Genomic DNA, 11,782 nt, shown 5'->3' with positions numbered 1-11,782 from the left:
AACCTGCACCATGATGCGAATTCTACTGTTTTTAGGCACCAATATAGCGGTATTGTTGGTCGCCAGTATTACCCTGCGCCTGCTGGGCGTTGAAGGGTATCTGCGCGGCCAGGGGATCAACTTCACCAGCCTGCTGATTTTCTGCTTTATCTTCGGTATGGCGGGCTCGATTATTTCGCTGTTCATCTCCAAATGGATGGCCAAGCGCAGCACCGGCACGGTGATTATTGAAACGCCTTCCAACTCCACAGAGCAGTGGTTGCTGGATACCGTTGCGGAGCTTTCCCGTGAAGCGGGTATCAAAACGCCGGAAGTGGGCATCTTCCCCGCCCAGCAGTCCAACGCCTTTGCGACTGGCTGGAATAAAGATGATGCGTTAGTCGCTGTTTCAGCGGGCTTAATGAACCGTATGCGCCCGGAAGAAGTGCGCGCAGTACTGGCTCACGAAATAGGTCACGTCGCTAACGGCGATATGGTAACGCTGGCACTGATTCAAGGCGTGGTGAACACCTTTGTCATGTTCTTTGCCCGGGTGGCGGCGCACCTAGTGGATAACTTCCTGCGCAGCCGTAGCGAGGGCGGTGGCGGCCTGGGCTTTATGGGTTACTTCGCAGTGGTTATGGTCGCTGAGATTGTATTTGGTATTTTGGCCTCGGCGATCGTCGCCTGGTTCTCGCGCTACCGCGAATACCGCGCCGACGAAGCAGGTGCACGCTTGGCGGGCACCAACGCCATGGTCAGCGCGCTGGCACGCTTGAAAACCGAAACCGAAATGCCCGACCAAATGCCTGATACGCTGCGCGCCATGGCCATCACCAAAGGCCAAACACGCTCGCTGGTGGAAAAGCTATTTGCCAGCCACCCGCCGCTGGATGAGCGCATCCGCGCACTAAAAGAAGCCGCTTATCGTCAGTAAGTTTTTCCGCAATTTCATACGTTTAAGGCCCGCATATGCGGGCCTTACTGTTTTTCGCCATCGGTTTTCAATAGCTGTTTTTCACAATCTAGCTAGTGTTACCGCAAACCCTGCACCACGCAGTATACCCTCTAGCGCTACCGCCTCCCCTGATAGCTGCACGTTGAGGGTAGCGAACTCGCGGCGTAGCGGGTAGTTGGCGCGGCAGTCGTCAAAGCCTTTGCGCATACCGTGATGCAGCGTTTGACGCTCTAGCGCATCGTGGTCGCGGCGTACGTCGTAAACTGCTCGCATGCAGAGTCGCAGGGCGTCTTCCGGGGGGAGTGCGTGCTGCAAATGCAGCGACGCGAGGGCGGGCGGTGGGCAAATATCAGCAAACGTCAGCTCGCTGGGTTGGCCGCAGTGGTGCGCCAGCGCTTGCCGTATCATCCAGGTGCCGCGCAGCTTGCCATCCAGGCTATGCCCGGCAATATGCGGCGTTGCCAACGAGACCAGATCGCGCAGTCCAGCGTCGATGTCCGGCTCATCTTCCCATACATCCAATATTGCGCTGATATCGCCCTTCCCCGCCAACCGGCTGCGCAACGCCAAGCCATCCAGGCAGTCCCCACGCCCAGCATTCAGAACAACGCAACCCGGCATCAGCTCTTCGATGCGCTGGGCGTTGAGTAGTTGGTAAGAGGCGTGAGGGCCTTCCCGGGTCAGCGGCGTATGCAGGCAGAGCACATCACAGCGTTCAATGAGGGCGTCTAGAGAGTGAAACCCTCTCACCCCCTCCTCCTCAGCCCGGGGCGGGTCACAGGCCAGCGTTGCTATGCCCATGGCGGTTAGCCGTGCTTGCAAGTGGCTGCCCACATTACCCACTCCCACAATACCCACGGTACGCTCGCTAAGCAGCCAGCCATCGCGTTCTGCCAGCGTCAGCAGGCTGCTTAATACGTAGTCGACCACCGCTTCGGCATTGCAGCCGGGGGCACTGGCGAAAGCGATATCGCGCTTAGCGAGCGCCACCTGATCGATATGATCGGTGCCGATGGTGCAGGTGCCAATAAAGCGCACGGGGCTATCAGTAAGCAACTTATCGTTAACGTGGGTAATGGAGCGCACAATCAGCGCGTCGGCGGCGTGAAGATGAACGGCGTTTATCTCCCGCCCGGGTACGCGGGTTAGCGTACCCAAGGAGCCAAAGCAGGTGTCTGCAGCAGGGATGTTAGCGTCGATGACAAGTTTCATAGGCGTTTGGGTATCCGGGCTTTACAATACGCCCGCGACGGCTGATGGGCAGGCGTGTTTAAAGGCTATCTTTTAAGGGCTAAGTAAGGAGAGTGTTGTGATCGTACGCTGGGAAACCAACCATGACTATGTGTTGGTTCATATTCACCAGGATATGTTTGGTGACTGGATTTTCAGCCGCGCTTGGGGCCAAATCGGCACTCAGTTTGGCGGCCTGAAACATCAACTAGCCGATACGCTGGATCAAGCCCATATGTGGCTGGAGGATGAGGCCACCATCCAGTCTTCACGGGGGTTTCGCAAGGTGCTGGAAGTGGCCGACCATACGCCAGAAGGCCAGGAAGCCATGCGCCAGCTTTCACTGCTGGATGTGCTTTAGCCACCACGTTTAGCCATGCTTGTTAACCGCGCACTTTTAGCCATACACTTTTAGCCTAAGAAGCGCCGCCCGTCACGCTCATGGGCGCCTTTAGGCGCTGTGCTTTCTGGCGGTGCGGTAAACGCCGCCAGCGCCGATTCATCCAGCCAGCCGCGTTCGCGCAGCCAGGCACTTAAGCGCTCCAGCTCAAAACCACGATCCAGCTCCTTACCGTCACTGTCCATCAGCACCGGGATACGCACGCCGTAGCGCTCCACCAAGGCATCGTCGTCGCTAATCTCGATATGGTGCAACCATACCTTTTGGTTCGCGAGCGTGGCCACCAGTGACTCTAATTGGGTACACAGGTGGCAGCCCATGGTCGTGTAAAGCGATAGCTGGATCATACTGAAGCTCTCTTCATACTACAGCTCTCCTATGACGCCTTATGGCGAAGTAGAAACACATGGTGCAAGTTTGTACGCCGCTGGAAATCGGGGTCGAAGCTACGCCCGGTAATGTCCTCTACGGCAAATTGCTCGCTAAGCGCCTCATCCAGTTTAAAGCGCCGCTGGTTATTAGAAAATACCAAGGTTCCACCGGGTGCCAGGCGCGCCATTGCGAGCTCCACAAGCCGCGGGTGGTCACGCTGCACGTCGAGGGTGTCGCGCATCTTCTTGGAGTTAGAGAACGTCGGCGGATCCATAAAGATCAGGTCGAACTCGGCGTTGGCGGTTTCCAGCCAGCGGAAACAGTCGTCGCGCACCACCCGGTGCAGTCGCGTATCAAGTTTATTTAGCGCAAAGTTGTCTTTCGCCCACTCCAGGTAGGTGTTGGACATATCCACGCTCACGCTGTCGCTAGCGCCACCCAAGGCCGCCTGTACCGTCGCTGTGGCGGTATAACAGAACAGATTTAAAAAGCGCTTACCGCTGGCCATTTCGCCCAGCATGCGCCGTACCGGCCGATGGTCAAGGAACAGCCCGGTATCCAGGTAGTCGCGCAGGTTGACCCATAGCCGTGCTGCGCCCTCCTGCACCTCAAAGCGTTCACCGCTGGCGGCTCGCTTCTGGTACTGAGCGCTGCCAGTTTGGCGCTCGCGGCGTTTGATATAGATTTTGCTGGCATCAACGTTAAGCGCCTCGGGCATGACTTCCAAGGCATCGTACAAGCGCTTTTGCGCCTGAGCCGGATTGATCGAACTGGGCGCCGCGTACTCTTGCACGTGCACGCGATCACCGTAACGATCCACCGCCAGGGCGTACTCGGGCATATCAGCGTCATAGATGCGATAGCTGGTTTCACCGCTCTGTTTAAGCCATTTCTTCAAGCGCTTCTGATTTTTAATCAGTCGATTGGCAAACATCTGCGCATTGTCTGAGCCTTTTGAGGCTGGTGCGTGAGGCGTTTCTTGGCGATCTTCAGCAGTCGGCGCAGCACCGCTCTCAACGCTGGCCTGGGGCGCATCGCTAACGGCAGGCGAGTGCTCGGCACCACCAATCTCCATTAGCAGCAGCTTAGCATCCAAGGCGCCGTTTTTGAGCGCATACTGTTTGTGCGCCCGCATAGCCAGCCGGTGGCCGAGATCCGGGTTGCCGGTAAAGACCGCCAGCGTCCAGCCGGGAAACAGCGCTTTGGCTTTCTCACCCAGCTGGGCGTAGAGACGCACCAGCTCAGGCAGCTCGCCCAGCCGTTCGCCGTAAGGAGGATTGGTGATCAGCAGGCCGCTTTCAGCGCTGAGCGTTTCTGGCCGGGTCAGTTGGGCCAGACTCTGCCCATGCAGGGAAATCAGCGCAGGAATACCCGCTCGCATGGCATTGGCTTTCGCCGCATTGAGGGCCGCCGGGCTCTGGTCGAAACCTAAGAGTTGCGCTTTGCAGCGCTTGCGGCCAATCGACGCGCGCGCTTCGGCTTCGCGCTTCTGCTCCCGCCACGCCTCGTCATCATGCCCTGCCCAGCCGTGAAAGCCGAAGCGCTCACGATTAAGGTTTGGCGCTTGGTCGGCGGCCATCATGGCGGCTTCGATGAGTAGCGTGCCCGCACCACATAGCGGATCAATCAGCGGCTCACCCGCTTTTAAGCGCTCGGGCCAGCCCGCGCGCACCAATAGCGCTGCGGCCAAGTTCTCTTTTAGCGGCGCGTGGCCTACGTCACGGCGATAGCCCCGGCGGTGCAGGCTTTCACCAGAGAGATCCAGGCCAATGGTCAAGTTCATCCGGTGCAGATGGGCGTAGATGCGCAAATGCGGGGTTTTGGTATCCACGTTGGGACGTTCCTGCCCGGCCAGCTGCAGGGCATCGACCACGCCGTCTTTAACGGTTTGCGCGCCAAAGCGGGTATGGCGAATATGCTCGCTGCGGCCGTGGAAATCCACCGCCAGCGTGTTACCCGGTGCCAGGTGTTGCGTCCAGGCGATGCGGGCGACCACATCGCGCACCTGCTCGGCGGTGTCGATCATCGATTCGCGCACCAGGGTTAAAATCACCCGGTTAGCTAATCGCGACCATAGGCATACGCGGTAGGCGATGGCCTGACTGGCAGTGAAGTACACCCCAGCCACCGTGGTTTTGCCCGGCGTAGCGCCCAGCGCTATGAGTTCATCGTGGAGCAGGCCTTCGATGCCTTTGGGGCAGGTGGCTAGCAAATTTAGCGGAGCAGTTTGGTTCGACTCGATCATGATAATAGCGGCGCTGAAAGGCGCGATATTCCTGTATATAACAAATGAGTTTACGTTTTATGACAAATTGGTAGTCGACAGATGACCCCATCATGGTCTAACAATAAGAGAGTAGCTACTGAAAAACGCATGCGTTGCCTGTCAGGGCCGGTTTATGACTCGGCCTATGATTTGAAAGAGATCGCCGCTCGACCCGTTCAGCTCGTGAGTGCTAGACATTTGAGTTGAGGCGGCGTCTCGCTCTTGAAGCAAGCTCTCGGAATAATGGTGTTTTCGAACATGTATTACCAATAGTGTCGTCAACATCCTATTTCTTATCAAAGGCTTTCGTGAAAAGAGGTTAGCCAATGAAACGGCAAAAACGTGATCGCTTCCAGCGGGCTTATGTCCACGGCTACAAAGCGGGTGTATCGGGTCGTTCTCGTGATGACTGTCCCAGTCAAGATATCAATTTACGCGAATACTGGATGAGCGGTTGGCGTGAAGGTCGCGGCGACCAGTGGGATGGGATGACCGGCATTTCCGGTATCCATAAAAACCCCATGGTCATGACTTAACGTTTTTAGACTCTCTGATGTTTAAATGTAAGCTAACTTTTAAACAAAAGGTTATAAGTGAGCCCACTTTTTAAGTGGGCTTTTTAGCTAGCTTTCAGTGCCCTCGCACACTCGCCGACTAGTTTAGGCCCTTGGTAGATCAAACCTGAGTAGAGTTGCACTAAGTCCGCGCCAGCTGCGATTTTGGCCTGGGCGGCAGCGGCGCTATCAATACCGCCTACGCCAATAATCGGCAACGCGGGGAGGTGCTCACGCAGTTGTCGAATCACGCGATTGGATGCTTCGAAGACCGGCTTACCAGAAAGTCCACCGGCCTCCTTCGCTTGGGGGTCGTCCTGCACCGCTTCACGGGATACCGTGGTATTGGTGGCAATCACACCATCAAGGTGGTTGCGCTCAATACTTCCCGCCATCAACGCTACTTCTTCAGCACTCATATCCGGAGCGATCTTAATGAGCAACGGCACCTTGCGGCCCGCTTGGGCATCAAGCTCTATAGCGCGGGCACGAATAGGCGCCAACAGCGCGTCCAACTGCTCGCCAAACTGCAGACTGCGCAGCCCGGGGGTATTGGGTGACGAGACATTAACGGCAATGTAGTCCGCATAAGGGTGCACCGCGTCTAAACACACCAGGTAGTCATCCAACGCCTGCTCTACTGACGTGGTGAGGTTCTTACCAATATTGATACCCACTATGCCAGCGTAATGGCGCTGTTTAACCTGCTGAATCAGATGCTCCACCCCTTTGTTGTTAAAACCAAAGCGGTTGATGATCGCCTCGTGCTGCGCCAGACGAAACAGCCGGGGCTTGGGATTGCCCGGCTGGGATTTGGGCGTGACGGTGCCCACTTCGACAAAGCCAAAGCCCAGCGCACCCAGGGCATCCAAATGGTCGGCGTTCTTATCCAACCCGGCGGCGAGCCCGACGCGATTGGCAAACCGCAGCCCCATCAGCTCGACGGGATCATTGACCGGCTGTCCAAATAGCCGCGTTACGCCGCCCATGCGATGCAGTGTCTCCAGCGCGCTTAGCGCCATGCCATGGGACGTTTCTGGATCAACGCGAAAGAACAGCGAACGGGCAAGGTTATACATAGCGGGTCTCTAAAAACGGGTGCGGGGCTGAAAACGGGCGCCAGTATAACGCAATAAAGCGCGCCCCGGTGGAGAACCGGAACACGCTTTACAGTGGCGTATGAAAAAGCTAGGCGAACCTACGCCTCGCTATCGCTCTCGGCAAGATCAACCAGCTCGCGTACCGCGACGGCAAACAGCGCAAAGCCGCCTTCACTGCCGCCACGCACCTCTTCGATAAGACGGCACCAGCGGCGGTGCAGGTCAGCGTGCTGATCCAGCCACTGCGCCACCCGCTCCTGGGTATCGCGGCTTCCGGCATCCAACTTCAGTACGCTGGTGGTCAGCGCCAACTGCTGGCGCTCAATATCGTCACGGAAGGTTTCCCGCGCCTGGGCCTGCCAGGCGTCGCGCACTTCCAGCTGGGTTACCTGCTGAATCATCCACGGCAGTTCCAGGCGGCTGCCAATTTCATACAGCACCTCCGCTACCCGCTGCGGTTTTTCATTGGTCAGGCGCGCCGCTTGGATAATACCCAGCCCAGCGTAGAGGCTTGATGACGCTGCCACGGTGGACGCCAAGGCCTCGGGCACACCCGCTTCCAGCAGCTCGTCGCGGCGGTTATTCCAAGCGCTCAGCTCTTCGCCGCTGAGCAACTCACCTATACCTTCCTGCAGCTGCGCTAAGCGGGGAGCAAAGTACTCAATGGTATCCTGGGTCGAGAGCCCCAAATGCTGACGCACAAACCAGCGCGTGGCACGGCGGATCAAGCGCATCAGATCGAGCATCATTGAGGTCTGAATACGGTTGGGCACCTGATTATCGAGGGCTTCAATCTGTGCCCATAGGCCGGGCAAGTTGAAGCTATCGCGGGCCACGATATAGGCCCGCGCGATATCGGCACGCCCAGCGCCGGTGGAGTCCATCAGGCGGCGTACAAAGACGATGCCCATATGGTCAACCAAGTCATTGGCGACCTGGGTGGCGACAATCTCCCGCTTCAGACGGTGCTCGTACATCTCGTCTTTAAAGCGCTCAACCAGCACTGATGGGAACAGCCGCTCCAGATGCCGGTGAATGTAGTGATCGTCCGGCACTTCAGAGGTGATCAAGTCGCCCTTCAAGGTGCTCTTGGCGTAGGAGATCAGCACCGAAAGCTCTGGCAAACGCATCCCTTGGCCATTACTGGTGCGCTCTTTGAGCACCTCATCGGTGGGCAGGAACTCCAACTCGCGATCAATTTGTCCTGCGGCTTCCAGTTCGCTGATAAAACGGCGGTAAGGGCCCATCGAATAATCGGAGAGGATGGCCGATAGATCCAGCGCCTGACTCTGGCGGTAGTTATCCAGGATCACCAGATCACCTACCTCATCGGTCATGTCCGCCAGCAGTTCATTGCGCTGCTTGTCGGTCATATCGCCACGCTTGACCACTTCATCGATCAGGATTTTGATATTGACCTCATGGTCAGAGCAGTTCACCCCACCGGCATTGTCAATAAAGTCGGTATACACCCGTACACCCTTGGCGGCGGCTTCCATACGCCCGCGCTGGGTCAAACCGAGGTTACCGCCCTCGCCGACCACACGGCAGTTTAAGTCATTACCGTTAATGCGCAGCGTGTCGTTAGCTTTATCGCCTACATCAGCGTCAGTCTCTTCAGAACCTTTCACGTAGGTACCGATACCGCCGTTCCAGATCAAATCCACCTTGGATTTGAGCATGGCGCGGATCAGTTCATTGGGCGACAGGCGCTCTTCATGAATGCCAAATACCTGCTGCATCTCCGGCGTGATGGCAATTGACTTGGCGCTACGGCTAAAGATGCCGCCACCGGCGGAGATCAGCTCCTGGCTGTAGTCTTCCCAGCTTGAACGTGGCAATGCAAACAATCGCTTACGCTCGGCAAAGGAGGCCTCTGCATCCGGGTTGGGGTCGACAAAGATATGCAGGTGGTTGAAGGCGCCGACTAGCTGAATCTTGTCAGAAAGCAGCATGCCGTTACCAAACACATCGCCAGCCATATCGCCGATCCCCACCACGCTAAACAGGTCGCGTTGGGTGTCGAGATCAAGATTTTTGAAGTGGCGTTTAACCGATTCCCAGGCACCGCGCGCGGTGATACCCATTTTCTTGTGGTCATAGCCATTGGCGCCGCCAGAGGCAAAGGCATCACCCAGCCAGTGGCCATACTCAATGGAAATTTCGTTAGCGATATCCGAGAAGGTAGCGGTGCCTTTATCGGCGGCCACCACCAGATACGCATCATCCGCATCGTGGCGAACCACATTTTCCGGCGGGACTACGTCCCCCCCCACCAAATTGTCGGTGACATCCAATAGCGCACGGATAAAGAGTTGATAGCAGGCAATACCTTCTTTCTGGACAACGTCACGGCTGGCATTTTCCGGCATGCGTTTACACACAAAACCGCCTTTGGCGCCGACCGGCACGATAACCGCATTCTTCACCTGCTGGGCTTTCACTAGCCCCAGCACTTCGGTGCGGTAATCTTCAAAGCGATCCGACCAGCGCAGACCACCGCGGGCCACTTTGCCGCCACGCAGGTGCACGCCTTCTACCCGCGGCGAGCAGACAAAAATCTCAAACATCGGCCGCGGCTTGGGCATACCGGTGACTTTAGAGGGCTCGAGCTTGTAGGCGATGTAGTCTTTAAAGCGCCCACCCTCGGCAAGCTGGTAGTAGTTGGTCCGCAGGGTGGCGAGGATCAGCTCCATAAAGCGGCGCAGCAGCTGGTCGTCGTTAAGGCTGGCGACACCTTCAAGGCGCTCGTTCAAGCTGGCAATACACTCGTCGGTGGCGTGGCTCTGCTGCTCAGGATCAAAACGCAGCCGGAATAGCTCAACCAGCTCGCGGGTAATGGCCGGGTAGTTGGCCAGCGTGGCGGCAATATAGTCCTGGGACATGCCGAAGCGGATCTGCTTTAAATAGCGGGCGTAGCCGCGCAGCATGGCCACTTCGCGCCAATCCAGCCCGGCGCCGATAATCAGGCGGTTAAAGGCATCGTTATCGGCTTCGCCGGTCCAGATGCGCTTAAAGGCTTCGGTGAACACATCGCGCATATCGCCCAGACTGACATCCGCACCGCTGTGCTCAAGCTCGAAATCGTGGATCCAGTAGCGCTGTTCAGGGGCGTTGATATCGTAGGGACGCTCGCCAATCACGCGCAGGCCAAGATTTTCCATCATCGGCAGCACGTCAGAGAGAGGTATCTGCGTACCGCGGTGGAACAGCTTCAGATTAACCCCGCCGCCCTGCTCTTCCAGCGGGCGATAGAGCGACAGCGATAAATCGTCGCCGTTGTTCAGCGTCAGCAGGTGCTGAACATCAAACACCGCGGTACGCGCGGAGAAGTCTTCCCGGTAGCTGGCAGAGAACGCCTCGCGGAACTGATCCATAAGCAGATTAGCGCGCTCTTCACCGAAGCCTTCAATCATCGCGCTCTGCAGCTCGTCGCGCCAGCTGCGCGCCAGCCGCGCCACTTTACTCTCAAGGCGTTTGAGGTCGTAGTCGCTGGGCGCGTCGCCATTAAAGCGCAGAATCAATTGAATACGCGCCAGCACCGACTCGGATAAATAGGTATTGAAGTCGCCAAAGTGGGCGTCCAGCTCGTCGCACAGTACGTTTTGGATGCGCTGACGCAGGTCCGTAGAGAACACGTCGCGGGGCACAAACACCAGGCAGGAATAAAACTTGCCGCTGATATCGGCGCGAATAAACAGCCGCACCTGGCGGCGCTCGCGGATATTGAGAATGCCCAGCGCGGTACTCGCCAGCGACTCGGTATCAATCTGGAACAGGTCATCGCGGGGGTAGACTTCCAGCACCTGGAGCAGCTGCTTGCCGTTGTGGCCTTGGGGGTTAAACCCAGCAATATCCATTACCGCTTTAAGTTTGCGGCGCAGCAGCGGAATATTGCGCGGTGACTCGTTATACACCGTAGAGGTAAACAGACCAAAGAAGCGCCGCTCGCCGATCACATTGCCGTCGTCGTCGTAGCGGTCAATGGTGATATAGTCTGGGTAGGTAGGACGGTGCACCCGGGAATGATGGGCGCTTTTGGCAAACGACAGTAGTTGCGGCACCAGCACATAATCGTTGTGCTCATCCACGCCCTCTTCGGTACGAATGCGCTCGCAGTAGCGCGGCTGATCCAGGCGGAACACGCCTAACACGCTATCGGCATCGCGCTGCAGTTCGTGGCCTTCCAGCAGGTACTCGTCGTAGCCCAGGAAAGTGAAGTTATCTTTGAGCATCCACTCCAAAAAGGCAATCGCCTCTTCGTGGTCGTCGGGGTCGATCTGCGGCGGGCAGTTTTTCTCCAGCTCTTGAATCGATGCGGTAATTTGCGAGCACATGGCGTCGAAATCGCCTACGGCGGTACGTACATCGCGGAGCACTTCGTGCAGGTTGTGCTCAATCTTCTCAAGCAGCGCCACATCGGTGTGCCGGTCTACCTCAATCACGATCAGCGACTCGCGGGCTTCAGGCGCGTTTTCATCCCTGGGCGAGGCCAGTGCCTGTAGCTGGTGACGCTCATCACGAGCGACCGCCAGCACGGCATTTTGAATCGCGTGCACCGTCAAGCCGCGGCGGTTGAGCTCGATACGCACCGAATCGACCAAAAACGGCATATCTGCGTGGAGAACGGCGACGAAAGTATGCGTCGACTGCCAGCCGTGCTCTTCAAAATCTGGATTAAATACCCGTACCTTGGGGCTTTGCGAGTCGTGGTGCTGCAAAAACTGCCAGATCGACAGCGTTGCGCCATACAGATCGTCCAGGCGACGATCTACCAGGTCTTCCACCGGCACGGTGGCATAAAAGTGTCGAGCAAAGGCGTCCACAGTGGCGGCGCGTGCGGGGTCTAACCGCGCGTGTAGCCGCTCCTGAAGCTGCTTCAAAAGATCTTGCCGACTCTCTTCAATCGCAACGTAGTGCATC

8 protein-coding genes are annotated in these 11,782 nt (G+C 57.3%); 3 read left to right on the top strand and 5 right to left on the bottom strand.

Annotated features, from left to right (window positions below; genetic code table 11):
* The first annotated feature begins 10 nt into the window (after window positions 1-10).
* Window positions 11-916 (top strand): protease HtpX, encoded by a 906-nt coding sequence (gene htpX, locus U738_RS04435; protein ID WP_035577718.1) that lies wholly within the window; start codon window positions 11-13, stop codon window positions 914-916.
* 81 nt (window positions 917-997) lie between these two features.
* Here the strand turns inward: htpX and pdxB are convergent, their stop codons facing one another.
* Window positions 998-2,149 carry a 4-phosphoerythronate dehydrogenase PdxB gene (pdxB, locus tag U738_RS04430; RefSeq protein WP_035577716.1) on the bottom strand — a complete coding sequence of 384 codons (1,152 nt, stop codon included), beginning with the start codon at window positions 2,147-2,149 and terminating at the stop codon, window positions 998-1,000.
* A 97-nt stretch (window positions 2,150-2,246) separates the two neighbouring features.
* On the opposite strand from pdxB, the gene U738_RS04425 reads away from it, so the two are divergent.
* Window positions 2,247-2,528, top strand: coding sequence for a hypothetical protein (locus U738_RS04425; RefSeq protein ID WP_035577715.1), 282 nt, complete (start codon window positions 2,247-2,249; stop codon window positions 2,526-2,528).
* Between the two features lie 50 nt (window positions 2,529-2,578).
* Here U738_RS04425 and U738_RS04420 read toward each other — a convergent pair whose 3' ends face one another.
* Both U738_RS04420 and rlmKL read right to left on the bottom strand, forming a co-directional pair.
* Window positions 2,579-2,914, bottom strand: coding sequence for a glutaredoxin family protein (locus tag U738_RS04420; protein ID WP_035577713.1), 336 nt, complete (start codon window positions 2,912-2,914; stop codon window positions 2,579-2,581).
* 29 nt (window positions 2,915-2,943) lie between these two features.
* The gene (rlmKL, locus tag U738_RS04415; protein ID WP_035577711.1) at window positions 2,944-5,184 is read right to left on the bottom strand and encodes a bifunctional 23S rRNA (guanine(2069)-N(7))-methyltransferase RlmK/23S rRNA (guanine(2445)-N(2))-methyltransferase RlmL; all 2,241 of its coding nucleotides are present in this window, start codon (window positions 5,182-5,184) and stop codon (window positions 2,944-2,946) included.
* Window positions 5,185-5,531: 347 nt separating this feature from the next.
* Between rlmKL and rmf the strand changes: the two genes are divergently transcribed.
* A complete protein-coding gene (gene rmf / locus U738_RS04410) occupies window positions 5,532-5,741 on the top strand; it encodes a ribosome modulation factor (RefSeq protein ID WP_035577708.1) in 210 nt (69 codons plus the stop codon).
* An 83-nt stretch (window positions 5,742-5,824) separates the two neighbouring features.
* Here rmf and U738_RS04405 read toward each other — a convergent pair whose 3' ends face one another.
* Window positions 5,825-6,838, bottom strand: a complete 1,014-nt coding sequence (locus U738_RS04405; RefSeq protein WP_035577707.1) for a quinone-dependent dihydroorotate dehydrogenase — start codon at window positions 6,836-6,838, stop codon at window positions 5,825-5,827.
* 119 nt (window positions 6,839-6,957) lie between these two features.
* A complete protein-coding gene (locus U738_RS04400; RefSeq protein ID WP_035577705.1) occupies window positions 6,958-11,781 on the bottom strand; it encodes an NAD-glutamate dehydrogenase in 4,824 nt (1,607 codons plus the stop codon).
* Window position 11,782 lies beyond the last annotated feature (1 nt).

It is taken from the genome of Halomonas sp. TG39a (assembly GCF_000744395.1).
Lineage (GTDB): Bacteria > Pseudomonadota > Gammaproteobacteria > Pseudomonadales > Halomonadaceae > Vreelandella > Vreelandella ventosae_B.
This window is presented reverse-complemented; position numbering and strand designations above follow the sequence as displayed.